We start from the raw sequence: 24,179 nt of genomic DNA, 5'->3' as shown, positions 1-24,179 counted from the left end.
ACCGGCCGCGGCCCTAGGCTTCCGGAGGGTGGAGACCAGTACCGCCCTGTACGCCCGCCTGCTCGCCGACCCCGGCCTGCCACTGGACTCCCTGCGCGACGAACTCGGGTACGGGGAAAGCGAGTTCGAGCAGGCGATGGACGAACTGCGCGGCCTCGGGCTCCTCCGGGGGACGACCGCGACCACCAGCGGGGTGGCCGCCGTCTCGATCGACACCGCGGTGCGCCGGCTGCTCGCCGACTCCGACCGCCGCTTCACCGAACTGCTCGGCGAGGCCCGCCGCACCCGGGACCGGGTCGAGCGGCTGCACGCCCACTACCTGCCGCTGCAGACCGGCACCGCCCACGAGCTGGTCCGCGGCGCCGACCGGGTCGCCGCCCTGCTGGAGGACGCCGCCCGGGCCGCCCGCACCGAGGCGCTGTCGCTGCGCCCCGGCCAGGACCAGTCCGAGAACGGCCTGGCCGAGAAGCTCGCCCGGGAGCGGATCGCCCTGGCCCACCGGGTCACCCTGCGCACCATTTACCCCGCCGCCGCCCTGCACCAGGGCGGCGTCCTCTCCCACGTCCAGGCGCTGACCGCGGCCGGCGCGCACATCCGGGTCGCGCACACCCTGCCGCTGTGGCTGATCGTGGTCGACGCGGGCCTGGCCGTGCTGCCCGCGCCCGGGGAGCCGCCGGGCAGCGCCGCGGTGGTGGTCCGCGACCCGGCCGTGGTCGGCGTGGTCCGCGAGCTCTTCGAGCACTTCTGGGCGGCCAGCTGGATCCCGCCGGAACTGCTCGGCCGCACCACCCCCGACGACCGCCACCGCGAGGTGCTGCGGCTGCTCGCGGCCGGGCTCACCGACCAGGCGATCGGCCGCAAGCTGGAGATCTCCGACCGCACGGTGCGCCGCCTGGTCGCCGACCTGACCACGGCGCTCGGCGCGCAGTCGCGCTTCCAGGCGGGCGTGCACGCGGCCCGGCTGGGCTGGATCTAGCGGCCGCGGCGGGGTCGCGCCGGATCGCGGCGGGGGTCACCCGTCCTCGAAGCCGTCGTCGTCCTCGCGGCCCGGCGTCTTGAGGTCGAAGCGCAGGATGACGAACCGGAAGAGCGTGTAGTAGACCGCCGCGAAGCACAGCCCGATCGGGACGATCAGCCAGGGTTCGGTGGCCAGGTTCCAGTTCAGCACGTAGTCGATGACGCCCGCGGAGAAGGTGAAGCCGTGGTGCACGCCCAGCGCCCAGGTGACGGCCATGGACAGGCCGGTGAGCACGGCGTGCAGGGCGTACAGGACGGGGGCGATGAACAGGAAGGCGAACTCGATCGGCTCGGTGATGCCGGTGGCGAAGGAGGTCAGGGCCAGCGAGAACATCATGCCGAGGACGGCCCGGCGGCGCTCCGGGCGGGCGCAGTGGGCGATGGCCAGGGCGGCGGCGGGCAGGCCGAACATCATGATCGGGAAGAAGCCGGACATGAACTGGCCGGCCGCGAGGTCGTGCTGGAAGAACCGGGTCTGGTCGCCGTGGAACTCCTGGGTGCCCACCTTGTACGTCCCGGCCTGCTGCCAGAAGAAGGTGTTGGCGAACTGGTGCAGCCCGAACGGCAGCAGGGCCCGGTTGATCAGGCCGAACAGGCCGGAGCCGAGCGCGCCCAGCCCGATCGCCCAGGTGCTGAAGCGGTCGACCAGGCCGCCGATCGGGCCCCAGCACAGGCCGAAGAGGACGCCCAGCGCGGTGCCGACGAAGGCCATCACGATCGGGACCAGCCGGCGCCCGTTGAAGAAGCCCAGCCAGTCGACCAGCCGGGTGCGGTGCAGCCGCTGCCACAGGATCGCGGAGAGCAGGCCGACCACCACGCCGCCGAGCACGCCCGGGTCCTGGTAGGTGGCCGCGACGTCCCGGCCGGGCAGCTCCTGGTAGCCGGTCTTCGGGAAGGCGGTGAGCACCTGGTGGTAGGTGAGGAAGCCGACCAGCGCGGCGAGCGCGGTGGAGCCGTCGGACTTCTTCGCGTAGCCGATGGCGATGCCCACGCAGAACAGCAGCGGCATCCAGTCGAAGACGGCGTGCCCCGAGGCGGAGAACACCTCGGCCACCCTGGTCCAGCCCAGGCCCTGGTCGCCGAAGACGTCCTCCTTGCCGAGCCGCAGCAGGATGCCGGCGGCGGGCAGCACGGCGATCGGGAGCTGGAGGCTGCGGCCGATCTTCTGGAGGGCCGCGAAGATCCGGGAGCGCAGCTCCCGTCCACCGGGTGCCGACGCCGGCCGGGAGTTCTGCGCGGTCGTACTCATAGCGGTGGTTCCTCACGGCAGCGCGATCCTGGTCTAGACCACTTAAGGCCTCGTTCAGCTTTCTAGCACGGGCCGAACGGGCTCCGGAACCCTCTTAAGGTTCGCGGGGGACAAGCGCTGCGGAATCGAAACCTTGACCCGGTTGACGCCGGATCAATTGATCGGTTGTTCACTCCTTTTGATCCGACGGAAAACAAAACTGTGCCCCCGGACGGGAATTCCTCCCGCCGGGGGCGCCACGGCCAACTGCCCGGTTCAGGCCTTGGTCACGTCCTCGACCTCGTCGTCGTCCTCGCGACCGGGGGTCTTGAGGTCGAACTTCACGATGATGAAGCGGAAGAGCACGTAGTAGACCGCCGCGAAGCACAGGCCGATCGGGATGATCAGCCAGGGTTTCGTGGCCAGGTTCCAGTTGATGACGTAGTCGAGCAGGCCGGCCGAGAAACTGAAGCCGTCGTGGACGCCGAGCCCCCAGGTGATGGCCATCGAGGCGCCGGTGAGCAGGGCGTGGACGGCGTACAGCAGCGGGGCCACGTAGGCGAAGGAGTACTCGATGGGCTCGGTGACGCCGGTGACGAAGGAGGTCAGCGCGACCGAGAGCATCAGGCCGTAGATCTCCTTGCGCCGGTGCGGCTTGGCGGCCGCGGCGATGGCCATCGCGGCGGCGGGCAGCGCGAACATCATGATCGGGAAGAAGCCCGAGGTGAACTGGCCGGCCGTCGGGTCGCCCGCCAGGAAGCGGTTGATGTCACCGTTCACGACCGTGCCGTCCGGCTTGGTGAACGAGCCGAACTGGAACCAGAGGAAGGTGTTCAGCAGCTGGTGCATGCCGATCAGCAGCAGGGCGCGGTTGGCGACGCCGAAGATGCCGGAGCCGCCGGCGCCCAGGTCGGCCAGCCACTGGGAGAAGTCGTTCATGCCGGTGCCGATCGGCTTCCAGACCCAGGCCATCAGCGAGCCGAACAGCAGGCCGACCAGGGCGGTGATCATCGGGACCAGGCGGCGGCCGTTGAAGAAGCCCAGCCAGTCGACCAGCCTGACCCGGTGGAAGCGCACCCACAGCCAGGCCGAGAACAGGCCCATCAGGATGCCGCCCAGGACGCCGGGGTTCTGGTAGACGGTGTTGGCCGCCGTGCCGCCGTTGAAGTCGATGCACTGGTTGCCCTTGAGCACGGTGGGTGCCGGGCAGTCCTCGGGGAACGACTGCAGGACGGCGTAGTAGACCAGGAAGCCGGCCACCGCGGCGAGCGCGGTCGAGCCGTCGGCCTTCTTGGCCATGCCGATGGCGACGCCGATGCAGAACAGCAGCGGCAGGCCCAGCGAGGAGTTGAGCAGCGCACCGCCCGCGGCGCCGATCGCGGTGGCGACGTTGTCCCAGCCGAGGCCGTCGGCGCCGAAGATGTCGGGCTGGCCGAGGCGGTTCAGGATGCCCGCGGCGGGCAGGACCGCCACCGGCAGCTGCAGGCTGCGGCCCATCTTCTGCAGGCCGCCGTAGAAGGTGTGCCACCACGTGGACTGGTGCGCCGTGGCGCCTGGTGAACTCATCGTCGGCCCTCCGCTGCCGTTCCCGTCCCCCTGGGGGGTTCATCCGTGCGCGGGGCCAGGAACACCGGCGGACCGTCCTGCGTTGTCCCGGGTACACCTAGGATTGGTGTAGACCATTTTCGCGGCAGTGGCGGTCCGCGGGTTCGAGAACCCGATGATCGCCATCCTGCGGCGGCCCCGCACCCGGCCGCGCGCGGAGATAGCCCGAAAGTGAACTAACGTGGCATACCGGCAGGAATCGGGTGATGCTGGTCGCGTCGTCGGAAGGCGCGGCAGACTGATCCCGGGTCACCTCCGGCCGGCACCACCGCACACGCAGTACGGCACCCGGCGACCGACCGCCGGAGCGCCGAGACAGAGGGAGAAAGACCATGGCCAGCAAGGCTGAAAAGATCGTCGCCGGTCTCGGCGGAATCGAGAACATCGACGAGGTCGAAGGCTGCATCACCCGGCTGCGCACCGAGGTCCACGACGCCTCCAAGGTCGACGAGGCGGCGCTCAAGGCGGCCGGCGCCCATGGTGTGGTGAAGATGGGTACGGCCATCCAGGTCGTCATCGGCACCGATGCCGACCCGATCGCCGCCGAGATCGAGGACATGATGTGAGCTGAGCCTCCCCGCAGGCCCGCTCCACCCGAACGGCCCGCCGCCGGAGACCACCGGCCGGCGGGCCGTCGCGCGTGCGCCCCCGCCGGGGCCCCGGCGCGGAACCGATACGCTCGGGGCATGTCTCGCATCGACGGCCGCACCCCCGACCAGCTCCGCCCCGTCACCATCGAACGGAACTGGAGCAAGCACGCCGAAGGCTCCGTCCTGGTCTCCTACGGCGACACCAAGGTGCTGTGCACCGCCAGCGTCACCGAGGGCGTCCCGCGCTGGCGCAAGGGCAGCGGCGAGGGCTGGGTCACCGCCGAGTACGCCATGCTGCCCCGGGCCACCAACACCCGCGGCGACCGCGAGTCCGTCCGCGGCAAGATCGGCGGCCGCACCCACGAGATCAGCCGGCTGATCGGCCGCTCGCTGCGCGCCGTGGTCGACCACCGGGCGCTCGCCGAGAACACCATCGTGCTGGACTGCGACGTCCTGCAGGCCGACGGCGGCACCCGCACCGCGGCGATCACCGGCGCGTACGTGGCCCTGGTCGACGCGGTCTCCTGGGCCCGGGAGAAGAAGCTGCTGCGCGCGAAGGGCCGGCCGATCACCGGCGGCGTCAGCGCGGTCAGCGTCGGCATCATCGACGGCGTCCCGATGCTCGACCTCCGGTACGAGGAGGACGTCCGGGCCGAGACCGACATGAACATCGTCTGCACCTCCGACGGCCGCTTCGTCGAGGTCCAGGGCACCGCCGAGGGCGCCCCCTTCGACCGGGACCTGCTCAACCGGCTGCTCGACCTCGGCAGCCTGGGCTGCGCCGAGCTGGACGAGATCCAGCGCAAGGCGCTCGAACTCTAGGAACCGCGGTGGGCTGAACGGCCGTCAGGAAGGGTGGGCGGGCCCGGGAGTGCTGTACAGGCACGCGGGCCGAGCCTTAACGTTCGGGGTGAGCCCGCACACCCTCCTGGAGGACTCGCCGATGCAGCAGCCGCTGAGCATCAACCGCACCACCGTGCTCGCCGTCGCCGCGCTGGCCCTGGTCCTGCCGCTGAGCGCGGTCAGCTGCTCGGCCGCCGAGAAGGCGCTCAGCTGCGCCAACACCGCGGTGCAGATCAGCACGCACGTCGCCCAGCTCGGCCAGGCCTTCAACAACGCGGACCAGGACCCGGCCGCCGCCGGGCAGGCACTGCAGAACCTCAAGGGCGACGTCGACAAGCTCGGGCGCAACTCCGGCGACGCCGACCTGGGCAAGGCGGTCGACGACCTGCAGACCCAGATCGACAACGCGCAGAAGGCCGTGGACGCCAACCAGGTGCCCGACCTCGGGCCGCTGGGCAGCGCCGCGGCCCGGGTCAGCAAGGTGTGCACCGGCTGACCGGCCGGGGTAGGCGGGAATCGGGGCACCGCGGCACTAGGCTGGCGGCATGACCAAGCGACTCGTTCTCGCCACCCGCAACCAGCACAAGGTCGCCGAGCTGCGCGACATCCTCGGCGCGGCCGGACTGGACGTCGAACTGGTCGGCGCGGACGCCTTCCCCGAGGTGCCGGACGTGCCGGAGACCGGGGTCACCTTCGCCGAGAACGCGCTGCTCAAGGCGCACGCGCTGGCGAAGGCGACCGGGCTGCCGGCCGTCGCCGACGACTCCGGGCTGTGCGTGGACGTGCTGGGCGGGGCGCCCGGCATCTTCTCCGCGCGGTGGGCCGGGCGGCACGGCGACGACAAGGCCAACCTGGACCTGCTGCTGGCCCAGCTCGGCGACATCGCCGCGGAGCACCGGGCCGCCTCCTTCGCCTGCGCCGCCGCGCTCGCCCTGCCGGACGGCACCGAGCGGGTGGTCGAGGGCCGGCTGCACGGCACCCTGCGCACCGAGCCCGCCGGGACGGGCGGCTTCGGCTACGACCCGGTCCTGCAGCCGCTCGGCGAGAGCCGCACCTGCGCCGAGCTGACCGCCGCGGAGAAGAACGCGATCAGCCACCGCGGGCAGGCGTTCCGCTCGCTGGCGCCGGTGGTCGCCGAACTGCTCGGCTAGGAACGGACATCCGAAGAGGCCCGCCCCGGGGAGCCGGGGCGGGCCTCTTCGCGCGTGGATGCGCCGGTGCGGCCTGAGGGACTCGAACCCTCACGAGATCTCTCTCACGGGCACCTAAAACCCGGGCGTCTGCCAATTCCGCCAAGACCGCCGATACGTGATGTCCGCCATGCTACTGGCCCGTCGCGCGGGCGTGCACCACCCTTTCGGGCGGCCGCTCGGGGTGTTCCGGCTTGTTCAAGAATTGGTACAGACCTATTGACCGGTGTGGTCCAGACCACGTACGTTCGCGCCGATCCGCGGAAATCCGGGTCCCGGGCGGTGCGCAACGGCCGGGCCCAGGCACGTCTTCCTCCCCCACGGCGTCCGGCCCCCCACGCCGGGCGCGAGCATTGGAGCGACCCATGCCCGAACGCGCCACAGCCGCGCGCTCCGCCGCCCGCCCCGGGCGGCGTCCGCTGAAGGCCGGCACCGCGCTGGCGACCGCGACCGCCCTGGTGGCCGGAGCCGCCGGACTGGTCACCGTGATCGGCGGCTCCTCCTCGGCCGCCACCGTCAACCTGCTCGCCAACGGCGACTTCGAGAGCGGCACGCTGTCCGGCTGGAACTGCTCGGCCGGCCTCGGCTCGATCACCTCCACCGCCCCGCACGGCGGCGGCAAGGCGCTGCAGGCGGCGGCCTCCGCGTCGGACACCGCCCAGTGCTCGCAGACCGTCGCGGTCAGCCCGGGCACCACGTACAGCCTGAGCGGCTGGCTGAAGGGCAACTACACCTACCTGGGCGTCACCGGGACGGGCACCACCGACACCAACTCCTGGGGCTCCAGCGCCGACTGGGCCAACCGCAGCACCACCTTCACCACCGGCGCCTCGACCACCTCGGTGACGGTCTACACCCACGGCTGGTACGGCCAGGGCACCTACTACGCGGACGACCTGGTCCTCACCGGCCCCGGCGGCTCCGGCTCCACCAGCCCCTCGGCGAGCGCGAGTTCGAGCACCAGCCCGAGCGCGTCGGCCAGCGCGAGCGCCTCGGCCTCGGCGTCGGCGAGCCCGTCCTCGTCCGCCAGCGCCTCCGCCTCCGCCTCCCCCTCGCAGAGCGCCTCGCCGTCGGCCTCGGCCTCGCAGACCGGGACGCCGGGCGGGGACGGGGTGGTGACCACGCCGACCGGCCTGACCGCGAGCGTGTCGGGCACCTCGGTGACGCTGAAGTGGAACGCCTCCACCGACAACGCGCAGAACGGCAACAGCGCGGTCTACCGGATCTTCACCGGCGGCACCACGAACCAGACCGCGACCTCGATGGGCACCTCGGTCACCGTCTCCTCGCTGCTGCCGAACACCTCGTACTCCTTCACCGTGCAGGGCTACGACAAGGACGGCCACAGCAGCGGGTACACCGCGCCGGTGACCGTGACCACCGGGGCGGCCCCGAGCGGCGCGCTGAAGTCGGCGTACTTCGCGCAGTGGGGCATCTACGGGAACAAGTACTACCCCTCGACGATGGCCGCCACCGGCGCGGCGAGGGGGCTGAACACGATGACCTACGCGTTCGCCAACATCAACCCGTCCACGCTGAGCTGCTTCGAGACCATCAAGGCCGCGGACACCAACGACAACAACCCGAACGCCGGCGACGGCGCGGGCGACGCGTTCGCGGACTACCAGAAGGGCTACACTGCGGACATCGCGGTGGACGGCACCACCGACGCCTGGACCCAGCCGCTGAAGGGCAACTTCAACCAGCTGCGCGAACTCAAGGCGAAGTACCCGAACCTGAAGATCACCATGTCGCTGGGCGGCTGGACGTACTCCAAGTACTTCTCCGACGCGGCGGCCACCGACGCCTCGCGCAAGAAGCTGGTCTCCTCCTGCATCGACATGTTCATCAAGGGCAACCTGCCCTCGATCCAGGGCGACGCCACCGGCGGCACCGCCGCGGCGATGGGCATCTTCGACGGCATCGACATCGACTGGGAGTACCCGGCCTCCGCGGGCGGCCACACCGGCAACCACTACACGGCCGCCGACACCGCCAACTTCACCGCGCTGCTGGCCGAGTTCCGCAACCAGCTGGACGCGTACGGGCAGACCGTCGGCAAGAAGTACCTGCTCACCGCGGCCCTGCCGTCCGGCCAGGACAAGATCGCGCTGCTGCAGACCGACCAGATCGGCAAGTACCTGGACTACGGCAACGTGATGTCCTACGACATGCACGGCGGCTGGGACGCGACCGGCCCGACCAACCTGCAGGACCCGCTGTACGACAGCCCGAACGACCCGAGCAACCCCGTCGCCCCGGGCACCCAGAAGTACACCGTGGACAACGCGGTCAACGCCTACCTGAACGGCGCTCCGGCGTACGGGATCAAGGGCGGCTTCCCGGCGAAGAAGCTGGTGCTGGGCGTGCCGTTCTACCTGCGCGGGTGGACCGGCGTGCCGGCCGGCTCGAACTACGGCCTGTACCAGACCGCGACCGGCCCGGCGGCGGCGCAGGGCACCAGCCAGACCGCGGGCGTGGCGTTCTGGAAGGAGCTGGCGGCGGCCGGCAAGACCACCGGTTCCTCGGTGCACTGGGACCCGACCACGCAGAGCTCGTGGATCTACGACGGCACCAGCCTGTGGACCGGTGACACCCCGCAGGCCATCGCGGCGCGCGGCGCGTACGCCACCTCCAAGGGCCTCGGCGGCATCTTCGCCTACTCGCTGGAGGCGGACGACCCGTCCGGCACGCTGGTCAACGCGATGACCGGAAGCATGAAGTAGCGTCAGCCTCCCCCCGCCAGGGCCGGATCGTCCGACTGCGGACGGTCCGGCCCTTCATATCAAGTTGGTACAGACCTGTTGACGTGGATGGTCCAGACCTTTTAGGTTCGGCGGAACTTCCCCCACAGGTGCGCGGCTTCCCACGGCCGCGCGCACGACACTCCCTCCAGGAGGACCGAGTGTTGATCCGAAACAAGGCGGAGCAGCGTCCCACCGCTGCGGGCCGCCACCTCAAGGGCCGCAAGGTGGCGTTCGCCGCCACCGCGGCCGCGGGGCTGGCGGGCCTGCTGATGGGCACGCTCGGCGTGGCCCCGTCCGCCGCCGCCGTCGACAACCAGTCGTGTCGCCCCGACGGCATGTACACCACGCCCGGTGTCGACGTCCCGTACTGCAACGTCTACGACACCAGCGGCCGCGAGCAGATGGGCGCCGACCACCAGCGCCGCGTCATCGGCTACTTCACCAGCTGGCGCACCGGCAAGGACGGCACGCCCGCCTACCTGGTGAACAACATCCCCTGGGACAAGGTCACCCACCTCAACTACGCGTTCGCGCACGTCGCCTCGGACAACACGCTGTCCGTGGGCACCGACGGCCCGAACAACGCCTCCACCGGGATGACCTTCCCGGGCGTGGCGGGCGCGGAGATGGACCCGGCGTACTCGTACAAGGGCCACTTCAACCTGCTCAGCAAGTTCAAGAAGCAGTACCCGAACGTCAAGACCATGATCTCGGTGGGCGGTTGGGCCGAGACCGGCGGCTACTTCGACGACTCGGGCAGCCGGGTCAACTCGGGCGGCTTCTACTCGATGACCGTCAACGCGGACGGGTCGGTCAACCAGGCCGGCATCAACACCTTCGCGGACTCGGCCGTCTCCTTCATCAAGAAGTACGGCTTCAACGGCGTCGACCTCGACTACGAGTACCCGACCTCGATGAAGGACGCGGGCAACCCGCTCGACTACTCGCTCTCCAACGCCAAGCGCGCCTCCCTGATGAAGGGCTACGCCGCGCTGATGAAGACCATGCGCGAGAAGCTCGACCGGGCCTCCGCCGCCGACGGCAAGTACTACCTGCTGTCGGTCGCCGCCCCGTCCTCGGGCTACCTGCTGCGCGGCATGGAGACCTTCCAGGTCACCCAGTACCTGGACTACGTCAACATCATGTCGTACGACCTGCACGGCGCCTGGAACAAGTACGTCGGCCCGAACGCCGCGCTGTACGACGACGGCAAGGACGCCGAGCTGGCGGCCGCCAACGTCTACGGCACCTCGCAGTACGGCGGCATCGGCTACCTGAACACCGACTGGGCCGTGCACTACTTCCGCGGCGCGATGCCGGCCGGCCGGATCAACCTCGGCGTGCCGTACTACACCCGCGGCTTCCAGAACGTCCAGGGCGGCACCAACGGCCTGTGGGGCACCTCCTCCACCACCAACTGCCCGGCCGGCTCCGGCCTGACCACCTGTGGTGACGGCGCCGTCGGCATCGACAACATCTGGCACGACCTGGACGACAAGGGCAAGGAGTCGCCCGCCGGCTCCAACCCGATGTGGCACGCCAAGAACCTGGAAGCGGGCGTCCTCCCGGACTACCTGTCCAAGTACGGCGTGACCGACACCGCGCTCAAGGGCACCTACAGCCGCAACTACAGCTCGTCGCTGGTCGCGCCGTGGCTGTGGAACGCCGACAAGAAGGTCTTCCTGTCGACCGAGGACGACCAGTCGATCGGCGCCAAGGCCGACTACGTGGTCAACCAGGGCGTCGGCGGCGCGATGATCTGGGAGCTGGCCGGCGACTACAAGTGGGACGCCACCGCCAACGGCGGCAAGGGCGAGTACGTCCAGGGCAACACCATGACCTCGCTGCTGTACGACAAGTTCAAGTCGGCCTCGGCGTACGGCGCGACCCGCTCCACCATCGCGCTGCCGCAGCAGACCCTGCCGATCGACGTGTCCTTCACCGACTTCGCGCTGGGCGACAACAACTACCCGATCAACCCGAAGATCCACATCGTCAACAACTCGACCACCACCCTGCCGGGCGGCACCGAGTTCCAGTTCGACTACTCGGTCTCCGCGCCGTCCAACGCCGCCGACCAGTCCGGCTTCGGCTCCAAGGTGATCCGGGCGGACCACACCGGCAGCAACGTGGGCGGCCTGAAGGGCGTCTACAACCGGGTCTCGCTGAAGCTGCCGACCTGGCAGACGCTGGCGCCCGGCGCCTCGGTGGACGTCGCGTTCGTCTACTACCTGCCGGTCTCCACCCCGTCCAACTGGACCGTGAACGTCGGCGGCACGCTGTACGGCATCAACGGCGACTTCACCCGCGGCACCACCGCGGGCACCGCCTCGCCGTCCGCCTCCGCCTCCGCCTCCGCGTCGGCCTCCGCGTCGCAGTCGGCCTCGCCGTCCGCGTCGGCCAGCGCCTCGGCCAGCCCCTCCAAGTCGGCGTCCCCGTCGGCCTCGGCCTCCGCCTCGCAGTCGGCCTCGCCGTCCGCGTCGGCCACCGCCGGTGCCTGCACGGGTGCCCCGAGCTGGAACGCCGGGACCACCTACGCCACCGTCACCAAGGTGTCGTGGAAGGGCCACTACTACCAGAACAAGTGGTGGACCGCGGGCGAGGACCCCTCGCTGAGCGGCGCCTGGGGCGTCTGGACGGACCTCGGGGCCTGCTGAGCCTGATCCCGAGTCCATGAACGGCGGTGGCGGTCGACCCGGTCGGGGGGTCGGCCGCCACCGCTCCTTTTCGCACCCGCCGGGCTACTGGCCGACCTTGAGGTCCTTCAGCAGCTTGGCCACGTGGCCGGTGGCCCGGACGTTGTAGAGCGCCCGCTCCACCCGGCCCTGCTCGTCCACCACGATCGTCGAGCGGATCACGCCCTGGTAGGTGCGGCCGTAGTTCACCTTCTCGCCGTACGCGCCGTACGCCTCCAGCACCTCGTGCGCCGGGTCGGACAGCAGGGTGACCTTCAGGCTCTCGCTCTCGCGGAACTTCCCGAGCTTCTCCGGCTTGTCCGGCGAGATGCCGATCACGTCGTAGCCCGCGCCCGCGAACACCTCCAGGTTGTCGGTGAAGTCGCAGGCCTGCTTGGTGCAGCCCGGGGTAAGCGCCGCCGGGTAGAAGTAGACGATCACCTTGCGGCCGAGGTGGTCGGCCAGCGACACCTCCTTCCCGTCGGCGTCGGGCAGGGTGAAGGCGGGGGCGGTGTCGCCCGCCTGCAGGCGCTCGCTCACTGTGCTCGGTTCTCCTCGGGAGCTGGACTGGTGGTCGTGGGGCCAACCTACCCCCGTTGGTGGGTGGCGCTGCGCGCCCGCGGCGGTGAGCTGACAGACTGTCGGTGGAGAAGAAGTACCTAGCGGTAACAGAGATGGGGTGGCCCCAGTGGCAGCGAGCGGCAAGGACACGTCGGCACCGCGTACGACGGCCCAGATCGAGGCGGACATCACCGGGAGCAGGGACCGGCTCGCCGCGACCCTCGACGAGCTGGCCATGCGCGTCCACCCGGCCACCGTCGCCGCGCAGGCCAAGGCCAAGGTGCGCGCCACCGTCGAGCAGAAGGCCGGGCAGGCGTACGTCGCCGCGAGCGGGGCCGTCGAGCAGGTCCGGTCGAAGTTCGTGGACGAGGAGGGGCGGCTGCGGACCGAGCGGGTGGTGCCGGCCGCGCTGGTCGGCGTCGGCGTGGTGCTGCTGATCGCCTCGGCGCGGCGTCGGCGCAAGGGCTGACGGCACGTCGCGGCGGGGCCCCGGGCAGGCGCCCGGGGCCCCGCCGCCGCATTCCGGTCCGGTACGGTCGGGGCGTGAGTGAGAACGACACCCAGAACACGGCCGCAGCCGGTGAGGACGCCCCGCACGGGCGGCACGACCGGCTCGGGGAGAAGCTGCCGATCCGGATGCTGCACGACCGGGTGCTGGTGAGGACCGAGACCGGCGAGGGCGAGCGGCGCTCCACCGGCGGCATCCTGATCCCGGCCACCGCCGAGCTGTCGCGGCGCTGCGCCTGGGCCGAGGCGGTGGCCGTCGGCCAGAGCGTGCGGTCCGTGGAGCCGGGCGACCGGGTGCTGTACGACCCCGAGGACAAGCTGGAGGTCGAGGTCCGCGGCGCGACGTACGTGCTGCTGCGCGAGCGCGACCTGCACGCGGTGGCGGCCGGGCGGTTCGGCGACCTGGAGGGGTCGACCGGGCTGTACCTGTAGGGCCCGTAGCACCCGGAGCCGCGCCCCGCCCGTCCGCGCCCCGGCCGGAAAACGGGGTGCGGGCGGCCGGGCGGCGGGCGTAGCTTGGTGGGTCGTTCAGGTGCGGGTGATTGTCGACAAGGAGACAAGTGTGCGCGGCGGTGTCTACTTATCGGTGGCCCGGGGGGCGTTCCGCCGGTACTCGACGTACCGGGCGGCGACGGTGGCCGGGACGGTCACCAACACCGTGTTCGGGGTGATCCTGGCCTCCACGATGCTCGCCCTGTGGCGGGCCAGGCCGGGGCTCGGCGGGTACGACGCCGCGCAGGCGGTCACGTACATCTGGATCAGCCAGGGGCTGCTGGTCACCGTCGCGGTGTGGGGCGGCGGGTTCCAGGACGACCTGCAGGCGCGCTTCCGCAGCGGGGACATCGCCGTCGACCTGTACCGGCCGGTGGACTTCCAGGGCTGGTGGCTGGCCACCGACCTGGGCCGGGCCGGCTACCAGCTGCTCACCAGGGGCGCGCTGCCGATGCTGGCGGGCGCGGCGCTGTTCGACCTGACCCTGCCGGCCGACCCGCTGGTGTGGGCCGAGTTCCTGCTCGCCGTGGTGCTGGCGGTGCTGGTCAGCTTCGGGCTGCGCTTCCTGGCCACCCTGACCGGCTTCTGGCTGCACGAGTCCGAGGGGGTGCGGGCCGTGATGACGGTGGTGTCGATGTTCTTCTCCGGCATGCTCCTCCCGCTGGCGCTCTTCCCCGGCCTGCTGGGCGAACTGGCCCGGGTGCTCCCCTTCTCGGCGATGGTGCAACTGCCCGCCGACGTGCTGCTGCGCCGCCGCACCGGCACCGGCCTGCTGTCCCTGTACGGGTTCCAACTGGCCTGGGGCGCCGCCCTGCTGGCGTTCGGCCGGGCCGGGCAGGCGCTCGCGGTGCGCCGGGTGGTGGTCCAGGGTGGCTGAGCCCCTCAGGGCCGCCGCGGCGCGCGCGGGCTGGGCGCTCCGCTCCTGGTGGCTGATCACCGGGATGTGGGTCCGCTCCACGATGGCCTACCGGACCTCGTTCGCGCTGTCGCTGGCCGCCAACACGCTGGTCACCTTCCTCGACTTCGCGGTGCTGCTGCTGATGTTCGCCCACACCCGGCAACTGGCCGGCTGGACGCTCGCCGAGACCGCGTTCCTGTACGGCACCTCCTCGTTCGCGCTCGGCACCGCCAACGTCCTGGTCGGCTCGGTCGGCGGACTGGGGGAGCGGGTGCGCTCCGGCAGCCTGGACACCATGCTGATCCGGCCCGCCCCCGCGCTGGCCCAGCTCGCCGCCGAACGCTTCTCGCTGCGCCGCCTGGGCCGGCTGCTACAGGCCGTCGCCGTGCTCGGCTGGTCGCTCACCGCGCTGGACGTGCACTGGACCTGGGACCGGGTGCTGATGGTCCCCGTGCTGCTGCTGTGCGGCACCGTCATCTTCTGCGCGCTGTTCGTCGGCTGCTCCTGCGTGCAGTTCTGGTGGGGCGACGCCGCCGAACTGCAGAACGCCGTCACCTACGGCGGCGCCACCGTCCTGCAGTACCCGCCCACCGTGTTCGCCCGGGAGCTCGTCGCCGGCACCGTCTTCGGCGTCCCGCTGGCGTTCGTCAACTGGCTGCCCGCGCTGCACGTCCTGGGCCGCACCGACCCGCTCGGGCTGCCCGCCGCCTTCCGGTTCGCCTCGCCGCTGGCCGCCGCGCTGTGCGTGCTGGCGGCCGGGCTCGCCTGGCGGACCGGACTGCGCGCCTACCGCTCCACCGGAAGCTGAGAGAAGGGGAACCATGGCCGTGATCGAGGTCGAGGACGTCCGGCGGAGCTTCACCGTCCGGACCCGGCAAGGGGGTTGGCGGCGGGAGAAGCGCGAGGTGCGGGCCGTCGACGGGCTGACCTTCGCCGTCGGGGAGGGCGAGTGCGTCGGCTACATCGGGCCCAACGGCGCCGGGAAGTCCACCACCGTCAAGATGCTCACCGGCATCCTGGTGCCCAGCAGCGGACGGCTGCGGGTGGCCGGCGTCGACCCGGCCGCCCGCCGGGCCGAACTCGCCCGCCGGATCGGCGTGGTGTTCGGCCAGCGCACCACCCTGTGGTGGGACCTGCCGCTGCGCGACAGCTACGAGCTGGCCCGGCGGATCTACCGGATCCCCGACGCCGGGTACCGGGCCAACTTCGACCGGTGCGTCGAACTCCTCGGCCTGGGCGAGCTGCTGGACACCCCCGTGCGGCAGCTCTCGCTCGGCCAGCGGATGCGCGGCGACCTGGCCGCCGCCCTGCTGCACGACCCCAGCGTGCTGTACCTGGACGAGCCCACCATCGGGCTCGACGCGATCAGCAAGGCCAAGGTCCGCGAGTTCCTGCGCGAGACCAACCGGGACAAGCGCACCACCGTGCTGCTCACCACCCACGACCTCACCGACATCGAGCAACTGTGCGGCCGGGTGATGGTGATCGACCACGGCCGGCTCGTCCTGGACGGGCCGCTGGAGCGGCTGCACGAGATCGGCGGCAGCGAACGCACCCTGGTGGTCGACCTCGCCGGGGAGCACCCGCCGATCGACCTGCCCGGCGTCCGGGTCGCCCGCACCGAGGGCCCCCGCCAGTGGCTGGCCTTCCCCGCCAAGCAGAGCGCCGCCCCGATCGTCGCCGCCGTCGCCGAGCGCTACCCCCTGGTCGACCTGTCGGTGCGGGAACCCGCGATCGAGGACGTCATCGCCCGGATCTACGCCGGCGGCCCGGCCGCCGCCGCCCCCGTCGGCTGACCCGCTCCGGCGCCCGAACCGCCGCTGTTCGGACCGCCGTTACCCGAACCGCCGCTCTCACTCGTTCGGGTGGCGGAAGTGACCAGTCGGCCGGTACGGGAGTTGACAGCTCGTGACCGAGCAAGGACCGGACGTCAGCGTGGTGATCGCCGTCCACGACACCATGCCCTACCTCACCACCTGCCTGGACTCGCTGGTGGGCCAGAGCATCGGACCGCAGCGGATGGAAGTCGTCGCCGTCGACGACGGCTCCAGCGACGGCAGCACCGAGGAGCTGGCCCGCTACGCCGCCGCCCACCCCGGGCTGTTCCGCACCGTGCGGCAGCCCGCGTCCGGCGGCCCCGCCAGACCCACCAACCGGGGCACCGAACTCGCCCGCGGCCGCTACCTGCTGTACCTCGGGTCCGACGACTGGCTCGGACCCGAGGCGCTGGAGCGGATGGTCGACGCCGCCGACCGCTGGGAGTCCGACGTGCTGATCCCCAAGCAGGTCGGCGAACACGGCCGGGTCGTCCCGCAGGGCATCTTCGACCGCACCGCCGAGCAGGTCGGCTTCACCGACTCCGCGCTCGCCTGGGCCCTCGGCGACACCAAGCTGTTCCGCCGCGACCTGGTCACCGCCCACGGGCTGCGCCGCCGCGAGGACCTGGTCATCCACTCCGACCAGCCGTTCACCCTCGGCGCGCTGCTGCACGCCCGCAAGGTCTCGGTGCTCGCCGACTACGACTACTACCACCTGGTGCTGCGCCGGGACCGCTCCAACGTCACCCACCGGGCCGGGCCGATGGACCGGCTGCGCGGCTTCACCGCCGCCCACGAGGTGCTCGACCGGTCCGCCCTGCCCGACCCGGCCCGGGACGCCGTCCGGGCCCGCTACTTCAGCTGGGACGTCCCGCAGCTGCTCCAGGCCCCCTTCCTGGACGAGCCGCCCGCCCTGCAGCGGCGGATCGTCCAGGAGATCGGCCGGTTCACCGAACGGCACTGCTCGCCCGCCGTGTTCCGCACCCTGCCCGTCCCCGCCCGGCTGCGGCTCGCGCTGGCCCGGCGCGGCGAACTGCACGCCCTGTGCGACCTGATCGCCTGGGAGCAGGACCACGGCGAGGCCGCCCCCGTCCGCCGCGGCTCCCGGCTCTACGCCGCCTACCCGGTCTTCCGCGACCGGCGGCTGGGCCTGCCCGACGCGCTGTTCGAGATCGGCCGGGCCCCCGGCCCCGACGGCTGGCGCCGCCTGGTCCCCGCACCGCTGCGCCGCGCCCGGTGGGCGGTCAAGCGCGCCCTGCGCCGCGCCCGGCGGCACGGCCTGGCCGCCGCCCTGCGCGGAGCCGCCCGGTGAACGCGCGACCCCAACGGCCCCTGGACGTCTGCGTGGTGGGCCTCGGCAAGATCGGCCTGCCGCTGGCCGTCCAGTACGCGGGCAAGGGCCACCGGGTCACCGGCGCCGACATCGCCCCCGGCACGGTCGCCGCCGTCAACGCCGGCCGGCCGCCCTTCCCGCGCGAGGCCGACCTCGCCGAACGGCTCGCCGGGGAGGTCGCCGCCGGCCGGCTGCGCGCCACCACCGACACCGCCGCCGCGACCGCCGGGGCCGACGCCGTGGTGATCGTCGTCCCGCTGGTCACCGGCCCCGACGGCACCCCCGACTTCGGCCTGCTGGACGCCGCCACCGACGCCGTCGCCGCCGGGCTGCGCCCCGGCACCCTGGTCAGCTACGAGACCACCCTGCCGGTCGGCACCGTGCGCGGCCGCTTCGCCCGGCGGCTGGAGGCCGGCTCCGGGCTGGCCGCCGGACGCGACTTCGCGCTGGTGTTCAGCCCCGAACGCGTCCGCACCGGGCGGGTCTTCGCCGACCTGCGGCGCTACCCCAAGCTGGTCGGCGGCATCGACGGGGAGTCCACCCGGCGCGGCGCCGAGTTCTACCGGGCGGTGCTCGACTTCGACCCGCGCCCCGACCTGCCGCGCGGCAACGGCGTGTGGGAGCTGTCCGGCGCGGAGGCCGCCGAGTTCGCCAAGCTCGCCGAGACCACCTACCGGGACGTCAACATCGCGCTGGTCAACCAGTTCGCCCGGTACGCGGACCGGGTCGGCGTCGACCTCGCCGAGGTCATCGACGCCTGCAACTCGCAGCCCTACAGCCACCTGCACCGCCCCGGCATCGCGGTCGGCGGCCACTGCATCCCGGTCTACCCCCGGCTCTACCTGTGGAACGACCCGGGCGCCACCGTGGTGCGCACCGCCCGCGAGGCCAACGAGCAGGTCCCGGCGTACGCGGTCGGCCTGCTGGAGGGCGCGCTCGGCCCGCTGGAGGGCGTCGCCGTGACGGTGCTCGGCGCCTCCTACCGGGGCGGGGTCAAGGAGACCGCCTACTCCGGGGTGTTCCCGCTGGTCGAGGCGCTGCACGCGGCCGGGGCCCGGGTCGGCGTCAGCGACCCGCTGTACCCGCCGGAGGAGTTGGCCGCGCTCGGCCTGCCGCCGGACGAGGGCAAGCCCGCCGCCGCGCTGGTCGTCCAAGCCGACCACCCCGAGTACCGGGACCTCGGCGCGGTCGACTTCCCGGGCGTGCGGGTGCTGCTCGACGGCCGCCGGGTCACCGACCCCGAACGGTGGGAGGGCGTGCGGCGGATCGTGCTCGGCGGGGGCGGCTGAGCGGCGGGGGCGCCGCGGCCCCGGCCCCGGACGGACGGATGTGCGGGGCGGCTGCCTTTTCGGGCGCGCGGTGTGCCAGGCTGGCGGGGTGAGCACGGACCAGACGGCCCCAGGAGTCAGCTTCACCGCCGCCGACGAGGAGAAGCGGCGCGGTGTGCGGAAGATGAAGACCGTCGCGACCGGGCTGCTCGCCCTGGCCACGCTGGTGTTCGCCCTCGCCACCTGGGCGAAGGCGTCCGGCGCGGGCGCCTGGGCCGGGTACGTCGCGGCCGCCGCCGAGGCGGGCATGGTCGGCGCGCTCGCCGACTGGTTCGCCGTCACCGCGCTGTTCCGCCGCCCGTTCGGGCTGCCGATCCCGCACACCGCGATCATCCCGACCAAGAAGGACGCCTTCGGGCGCTCGCTCGGCGACTTCGTCGGCGACAACTTCCTCTCCGGGCCGGTGGTCCGGGCCCGGCTCGGCCGGATCGGGGTGTCCCGGCTGCTCGGCGAGTGGCTCCGCGCGCCCGGCAACCCCGAGCGCGTCACCCACGAGGCCGCCGCCGCGCTGCGCGGCCTGCTGGAGGTGCTCCGCGACGAGGACGTGCAGGCCGTGGTCGCCGAGGCGGTCACCCGGCGGGCCGCCGCCACCTCGGTCGCCGAACCCGCCGGGCGGCTGCTCGGCCGGATCGTCGCCGACGACGGCCACAAGGGCGTGGTCGACCTGGTGGTGGCGCGCGCCCACGACTGGCTGGTCGTGCACCACGGCGAGGTGGTCGCCCGGGTCACCGCCAAGACCCCGGGCTGGACGCCGAAGTTCCTCGATCAGCAGGTGGGGGAGCGGGTCTACAAGGAACTGCTGCGCTTCGTCGGCGACGTCCGCGACGACCCGGTCCACCCCGCGCGCGGCGCGCTCGACAACTTCCTCGCCGACTTCGCGCGCGAGCTCCAGCACGACCCCGCCACCATCGAGCGGGTGGAGCGCGCCAAGTCCGACCTGCTGGCCCGCCCCGAGGTGCAGGACCTGATCGCCTCCTCGTGGGCGGCCGTCCGCGCCCTGGTGCTCAACGCGGCCGAGGACGAGGACAGCGAGCTGCGCCGCCGCCTCACCGAGGCGCTGCGCACGCTGGGCAGCCGGCTCGCCACCGACGGCCGGCTCCAGGCGAAGACCGACAGCTGGCTGCTGAACGCCGTCGACTACGTGGTCACCAACTACCGGGAGCAGATCACCTCGCTGATCTCCGACACCGTGGCCGGCTGGGACGCCGCCGACGCCTCCCGCAAGATCGAGGCCAACGTGGGCCGCGACCTCCAGTTCATCCGGATCAACGGCACCGTGGTGGGCGCGCTGGCCGGCCTGCTCATCCACACCGTCAGCACGGCGCTCGGCGGCTGACGGCCCGCCCGGACGGGGCGCGCGGCGGGTTAGCATGCGAGGTCTGTCCGGGTCCGGGTGAAGTAGACGGGAGCGTGCCGTGGTCGAGGGTGTCCAGGGGATCGAGGCGTTCATCGCCGCCATGCCGAAGGCGGAGCTGCACGTGCACCACGTGGGTTCGGCCTCGCCGCGGGTGGTCGCCGAGCTGGCGGCCCGGCACGCCGGGCGCAGCCGGGTGCCGACCGACCCGCAGGCGCTCGCCGAGTACTTCACCTTCACCGACTTCGCGCACTTCATCGAGGTGTACCTGAGCGTCGTCGACCTGATCCGGGACGCCGAGGACGTCCGCGCGCTGACCTACGGCGTCGCGCAGGACATGGCCCGGCAGAACATCCGGTACGCCGAGCTGACCGTCACCCCGTACTCGTCGGTCAGCCGGGGCATCCCCGACGTCGCCTTCATGGAGGCGATCGAGGACGCCCGGCTGTCCGCCGAGAAGGACCTCGGCATCGTGCTGCGCTGGTGCTTCGACATCCCCGGCGAGGCCGGGCTGGCCGCCGCCGAGGAGACCGCCCGCCTCGCCCTCGACCTGGCCCCCGAGGGCCTGGTCTCGTTCGGGCTCGGCGGCCCCGAGATCGGCGTGCCGCGCCCGCAGTTCAAGCCGTACTTCGACCGGGCCCGGGCGGCCGGCCTGCACAGCGTGCCGCACGCGGGCGAGTCGACCGGCCCCGAGACGGTGTGGGACGCGATCCGGGTGCTCGGCGCGGAGCGGATCGGCCACGGCACCCAGTCGGTGAAGGACCCGGCCCTCGTCGACCACCTCGGCGAGCACCGGATTCCGCTGGAGGTCTGCCCGACGTCCAACCTGGCGACCCGGGTGGTCGAGCGGATCGAGGACCACCCGATCCGGCAGATGGTCGACGCCGGGCTGCTGGTCACCGTCAACAGCGACGACCCGCCGATGTTCGGCACCGACCTGAACACCGAGTACGCCCTCGCCGCGAAGCTGCTCGGCCTGGACGAGGCCGGGGTCGCGGCGCTCGCCCGCAACGCCGTCGAGGCGTCCTTCCTGGACGCGGCGGGCAAGCGCCGGCTGACCGGCGAGATCGACGCTCACCTGGCGGGCTGGCCCACCGCCTGAGCCCCCGGACGGCCCGCACCCCCGGCGGCCGGACGGTGCAGGTACCACCGCTCGGCCGCCGTCCAGGCGGTGGAGGTCAGCAGGTAGAGACCGCCCGCGAGGGGCAGCAGCAGCGCGAACAGCGGGGTGCCGAAGGCCAGCCAGCGCAGCGGACCGGCCGCGGCGCCCTTCGCGGTGGCGCCCTTCGCGGGGGCGCCTAGCAGGGCGGCCTCCTTCGCGCGGCGGACGTTGCACCAGGCCAGCGCGAGCAGGGCCGCCTCCAGGACGGCGAACACCGCGAACTGCGCCGGGGTGCGGGCCGCGGTGGGGTGCACGGCGAGCGGGACGCCCGCGAGGGTCGCGTCCAGCAGGTGGCCCGGGGCGGTGGTGAACAGGCGGTACATCACCGAGAAGAACGGCGCCTGCAGCAGCGCGGGCAGCAGCCCCGCGAACGGGCCGACGCCCTCGGCCCGGTGCAGGGCCAGCAGTTCGCGGTTCAGCCGCCCGGAGTCCTGGGCGTGCCGCTCGCGCAGCCGCGCCACCTCGGGCGCGAGCCGCAGCCGGGCCCGCTCGGCCCGGGCCGCCGACCGGGCCAGCGGGTGCAGGGCCGCGCGGACGGCCAGGGTGAACAGGACGATCGCGACCGCGCCGGGGACGACGGTGGCGAGGGCCGCGACGGCGGCGTGGGCGAGGCGGACGGCGGGGTCGAGGAAACTCAGGACGGACACGGGGCTCTCCGGAAGTCGACGGTGCTCGGACGACGGTGCTCGGAGGGCGGACGCACGGAGGGGACCCGGTAGCGCCACGGACGCACGGGCGCGGGCGCACCGGCACGCGGCCGTACGGCGGGTACGGACGTGCGGGTGCGCGGGCGCGCCGACGGGCGCGGCGGAGCGGGGAGCGGGCGGACCAGCGCGTTCGCGCGGGAGTCCGGGGAGTGCGGAGGAAGGACGGACGGGCCCTCAGGCGGCCGCGGGCCGCCGTCCCGGTGCGGGGCGCGCGGCCGGGGCGTCCGGGTCGCGCGGGAGAGGTAGGCCGTGCGGTAGGCGCGGCGGCGCAGGGCGGCCGCGTGCACGGCCGCGGGGGTGCGGGCCCCCGGGAGGCCGACCGTGGTGAGGGTGACGGCGACGGCGGCGGTGAGCAGCAGCAGCGCGGCCGCGGTCAGGGCGCCGGGGCCGGTGAGCAGCTCGCCGGTGAGGACCCGCAGCAGCGCGAGGAGCAGCGGCGTGACGAACACGGTGCGCGCCTCCTCGGGTCGGGTCGTCCGGGACCGATGGTACGTCAACGGCTGGGCGCCGGGGGCGGGTTCCCGGCGCTCCGGGTGCGGTCGGCGGGGCCCGCGGCCCCGGGGGAGCGGGCCCCGCCGCCGGGGCGGGTCAGGGGAGGCGGACCACGGAGGCCGTCGCGGCGGAGGCGCGGGCGGCCTCCAGGACGGCGAGCGCGGCGACCGCGTCGCGCGGGTCGACGGGCGGCGGGGTGCGGTCGGCCAGCGAGGCGGCGATGCCCGCGTAGAACGCCGGGTAGTCGCCCGGGTCGGTGGTGACCGGCTCGGCGTCGCCGTCGCTGCCCAGCAGGCCGTACGCGGCCGGGTCGTCGTCGCCCCAGTGGGCGTCCGGCCCGCCCGGGCGGCGGCCGGCCCGCAGCGCGGCCTCCTGCGGGTCGGTGCCGAACTTGACGTAGCCGGCGCTGTCGCCGAGCACCCGCAGGCGGGGCCCGGCGAGCGGGGCGAGGGCGCTGGTCCACAGCTGGGAGCGGACGCCGCCGGTGTGGGTCAGCGCCAGGAAGGCGTCGTCGTCGACCACCGCGCCGTCGCGGCGCACGTCGATCTCCGCGTACACCGTCTCGACCGGCCCGAACAGGGTCAGCGCCTGGTCGACCAGGTGGCTGCCCAGGTCGTACAGGGTGCCGCCGACCTCGGCCGGGTCGGCGAGCTCGCGCCAGCCCGGCTTCGGCTTGGGGCGGAAGCGCTCGAAGCGGGACTCGAAGCGGTGCACCCGGCCGAGCCGGCCCTCCTCGACCAGGCGGCGGACGGTCAGGAAGTCGCCGTCCCAGCGGCGGTTGTGGAACACCGACAGCAGCAGGCCGGACTTCTCGGCGAACTCGCACAGGTCGCGGGCCTCGGTGCTGGTCGCGGCGAGCGGCTTGTCGACCACGGTGGCCAGGCCCGCCAGCAGGGCGGTGCGGGCGAGCGGGACGTGGGTGCGGTTGGGGGAGGCGATCACCACCAGGTCGAACCGGTCGGCGTCCTCGAACAGCTGCTCGGGGGTGTCGAGGGCGTGGGCGCCGGGGTGGTCGCGGTGCAGCCGGGCGCGGCGGTCGGGGTTGGCGGTGACCACCGCGTCCAGCCGGAGTCCGGGGGTGGTGGCGATCAGCGGGGCGTGGAAGGCGGAACCTGCCAGGCCGTAGCCGATCAGGCCGACGCGGAACGGGGCGGAGGGCGTGCTGCTCATGCCCTCAACTCAACCACCCCGGCTCCCCGGACGGTGGGATCAGCGGTCGTTCCCGGGGCGGCGCCGACACAGCACCACGAACGCCGCACCCGTCAGCAGCAGCACCGACCCCAGGGACAGCAGGACCCCGTCGGCGGTCGCGTCGCCGCCGCCGGTCCGGGCGAGCTGCCGGTCGGAGGGCGAGGGCGAGGGAGTGGGGGAAGTGGTGGCGGAAGCGGTGGGGGAGGCCGCGGGGGTGGGGCTTGCGTCGGCGGCCCGGGCGGCCGGGGCGCCGAGCAGGGCGGCGGCCGCCAGCAGGACGGCGGCGGTGCGAACGGCGGCGGTGCGGCGGACGGAGGCCATCGGGGGCTCCCTTGCGTCGTGCGGAGAGGGTGTGTCCGGGACGCTAGCCAGCCGGAGCGGCCGATCTGACGGTACGTCAGGGTAGTTACGGGCGGCTTAAGGCCGCGTTGAGGTGCCCCGG

General features: G+C 73.0%; 23 protein-coding genes and 1 tRNA gene. 16 read left to right on the top strand and 8 right to left on the bottom strand.

Features of this window, described 5'->3' with window-relative positions; translation table 11 throughout:
• The first annotated feature begins 28 nt into the window (after positions 1-28).
• Positions 29-976, top strand: a complete 948-nt coding sequence (locus tag HUT16_RS12115; protein ID WP_176188122.1) for a helix-turn-helix transcriptional regulator — start codon at positions 29-31, stop codon at positions 974-976.
• A gap of 36 nt (positions 977-1,012) precedes the next feature.
• On the opposite strand, the gene HUT16_RS12110 is transcribed toward HUT16_RS12115, so the two are convergent.
• Complete coding sequence (locus HUT16_RS12110; protein WP_176188120.1) at positions 1,013-2,266, bottom strand: PTS transporter subunit EIIC; 1,254 nt, start codon at positions 2,264-2,266, stop codon at positions 1,013-1,015.
• Positions 2,267-2,521: 255 nt separating this feature from the next.
• Positions 2,522-3,811 carry a PTS transporter subunit EIIC gene (locus HUT16_RS12105; RefSeq protein ID WP_176188118.1) on the bottom strand — a complete coding sequence of 430 codons (1,290 nt, stop codon included), beginning with the start codon at positions 3,809-3,811 and terminating at the stop codon, positions 2,522-2,524.
• A 371-nt stretch (positions 3,812-4,182) separates the two neighbouring features.
• Here HUT16_RS12105 and HUT16_RS12100 point away from each other — a divergent pair, with 371 nt between their 5' ends.
• From HUT16_RS12100 to rdgB, 4 genes are all read left to right on the top strand, one after another.
• Positions 4,183-4,416, top strand: a complete 234-nt coding sequence (locus HUT16_RS12100) for a glucose PTS transporter subunit EIIB (RefSeq protein ID WP_014135942.1) — start codon at positions 4,183-4,185, stop codon at positions 4,414-4,416.
• Between the two features lie 120 nt (positions 4,417-4,536).
• Positions 4,537-5,262 carry a ribonuclease PH gene (gene rph / locus HUT16_RS12095; protein WP_176188116.1) on the top strand — a complete coding sequence of 242 codons (726 nt, stop codon included), beginning with the start codon at positions 4,537-4,539 and terminating at the stop codon, positions 5,260-5,262.
• Between the two features lie 121 nt (positions 5,263-5,383).
• The gene (locus HUT16_RS12090) at positions 5,384-5,779 is read left to right on the top strand and encodes a hypothetical protein (RefSeq protein WP_176188114.1); all 396 of its coding nucleotides are present in this window, start codon (positions 5,384-5,386) and stop codon (positions 5,777-5,779) included.
• Between the two features lie 49 nt (positions 5,780-5,828).
• Positions 5,829-6,434: an RdgB/HAM1 family non-canonical purine NTP pyrophosphatase gene (rdgB, locus tag HUT16_RS12085; protein ID WP_176188112.1), complete on the top strand. Its 606-nt coding sequence runs from the start codon at positions 5,829-5,831 to the stop codon at positions 6,432-6,434.
• A gap of 67 nt (positions 6,435-6,501) precedes the next feature.
• On the opposite strand, the gene HUT16_RS12080 is transcribed toward rdgB, so the two are convergent.
• A tRNA-Leu gene (locus HUT16_RS12080) sits at positions 6,502-6,585 on the bottom strand.
• A gap of 253 nt (positions 6,586-6,838) precedes the next feature.
• Here HUT16_RS12080 and HUT16_RS12075 point away from each other — a divergent pair.
• Positions 6,839-9,199: a glycosyl hydrolase family 18 protein gene (locus tag HUT16_RS12075; RefSeq protein WP_176188110.1), complete on the top strand. Its 2,361-nt coding sequence runs from the start codon at positions 6,839-6,841 to the stop codon at positions 9,197-9,199.
• Positions 9,200-9,489: 290 nt separating this feature from the next.
• Complete coding sequence (locus HUT16_RS12070; protein WP_254898290.1) at positions 9,490-11,877, top strand: chitinase C-terminal domain-containing protein; 2,388 nt, start codon at positions 9,490-9,492, stop codon at positions 11,875-11,877.
• A gap of 84 nt (positions 11,878-11,961) precedes the next feature.
• On the opposite strand, the gene bcp is transcribed toward HUT16_RS12070, so the two are convergent.
• On the bottom strand, positions 11,962-12,435 hold the full coding sequence (gene bcp, locus HUT16_RS12065) for a thioredoxin-dependent thiol peroxidase (protein ID WP_176188108.1): 474 nt from the start codon (positions 12,433-12,435) through the stop codon (positions 11,962-11,964).
• Positions 12,436-12,583: 148 nt separating this feature from the next.
• Between bcp and HUT16_RS12060 the strand changes: the two genes are divergently transcribed.
• The 9 genes from HUT16_RS12060 (at position 12,584) to HUT16_RS12020 (ending at position 21,287) form a co-directional block, all read left to right on the top strand.
• Positions 12,584-12,925, top strand: coding sequence for a DUF3618 domain-containing protein (locus HUT16_RS12060; protein ID WP_176192631.1), 342 nt, complete (start codon positions 12,584-12,586; stop codon positions 12,923-12,925).
• A 167-nt stretch (positions 12,926-13,092) separates the two neighbouring features.
• The gene (locus HUT16_RS12055; RefSeq protein ID WP_051732111.1) at positions 13,093-13,395 is read left to right on the top strand and encodes a co-chaperone GroES; all 303 of its coding nucleotides are present in this window, start codon (positions 13,093-13,095) and stop codon (positions 13,393-13,395) included.
• Between the two features lie 130 nt (positions 13,396-13,525).
• Positions 13,526-14,332, top strand: a complete 807-nt coding sequence (locus HUT16_RS12050; RefSeq protein WP_176188106.1) for an ABC-2 family transporter protein — start codon at positions 13,526-13,528, stop codon at positions 14,330-14,332.
• Positions 14,325-15,161, top strand: coding sequence for an ABC transporter permease (locus HUT16_RS12045; RefSeq protein ID WP_254897775.1), 837 nt, complete (start codon positions 14,325-14,327; stop codon positions 15,159-15,161). Before HUT16_RS12050 ends, HUT16_RS12045 begins: the two co-directional genes overlap by 8 nt.
• A gap of 13 nt (positions 15,162-15,174) precedes the next feature.
• Entirely contained in the window at positions 15,175-16,149 is a 975-nt protein-coding gene (locus HUT16_RS12040) for an ATP-binding cassette domain-containing protein (protein WP_176188104.1), read from the top strand.
• Between the two features lie 112 nt (positions 16,150-16,261).
• Positions 16,262-17,482 carry a glycosyltransferase family A protein gene (locus tag HUT16_RS12035; RefSeq protein WP_176188102.1) on the top strand — a complete coding sequence of 407 codons (1,221 nt, stop codon included), beginning with the start codon at positions 16,262-16,264 and terminating at the stop codon, positions 17,480-17,482.
• 20 nt (positions 17,483-17,502) lie between these two features.
• Complete coding sequence (locus HUT16_RS12030) at positions 17,503-18,792, top strand: nucleotide sugar dehydrogenase (protein ID WP_176192629.1); 1,290 nt, start codon at positions 17,503-17,505, stop codon at positions 18,790-18,792.
• A gap of 88 nt (positions 18,793-18,880) precedes the next feature.
• Entirely contained in the window at positions 18,881-20,167 is a 1,287-nt protein-coding gene (locus HUT16_RS12025; RefSeq protein WP_176188100.1) for a DUF445 domain-containing protein, read from the top strand.
• A gap of 121 nt (positions 20,168-20,288) precedes the next feature.
• The gene (locus HUT16_RS12020) at positions 20,289-21,287 is read left to right on the top strand and encodes an adenosine deaminase (protein ID WP_176192628.1); all 999 of its coding nucleotides are present in this window, start codon (positions 20,289-20,291) and stop codon (positions 21,285-21,287) included.
• On the opposite strand, the gene yidC is transcribed toward HUT16_RS12020, so the two are convergent.
• The 4 genes from yidC to HUT16_RS12000 form a co-directional block, all read right to left on the bottom strand.
• Entirely contained in the window at positions 21,260-21,994 is a 735-nt protein-coding gene (gene yidC, locus HUT16_RS12015; RefSeq protein ID WP_176188098.1) for a membrane protein insertase YidC, read from the bottom strand. The two genes, HUT16_RS12020 and yidC, sit on opposite strands and share 28 nt — an antisense overlap.
• Positions 21,982-22,503, bottom strand: coding sequence for a hypothetical protein (locus HUT16_RS12010; protein WP_176188096.1), 522 nt, complete (start codon positions 22,501-22,503; stop codon positions 21,982-21,984). Before HUT16_RS12010 ends, yidC begins: the two co-directional genes overlap by 13 nt.
• Before the next feature lie 139 nt (positions 22,504-22,642).
• Positions 22,643-23,716 carry a Gfo/Idh/MocA family oxidoreductase gene (locus tag HUT16_RS12005; RefSeq protein WP_176188094.1) on the bottom strand — a complete coding sequence of 358 codons (1,074 nt, stop codon included), beginning with the start codon at positions 23,714-23,716 and terminating at the stop codon, positions 22,643-22,645.
• A gap of 39 nt (positions 23,717-23,755) precedes the next feature.
• Positions 23,756-24,058, bottom strand: a complete 303-nt coding sequence (locus tag HUT16_RS12000; protein ID WP_176188092.1) for a hypothetical protein — start codon at positions 24,056-24,058, stop codon at positions 23,756-23,758.
• Positions 24,059-24,179 lie beyond the last annotated feature (121 nt).

Source organism: Kitasatospora sp. NA04385 (assembly GCF_013364235.1).
Classification (GTDB): domain Bacteria; phylum Actinomycetota; class Actinomycetes; order Streptomycetales; family Streptomycetaceae; genus Kitasatospora.
The sequence above is the reverse complement of the archived record's forward strand: the minus strand, read 5'-3'. Positions and strand labels throughout refer to the sequence as shown.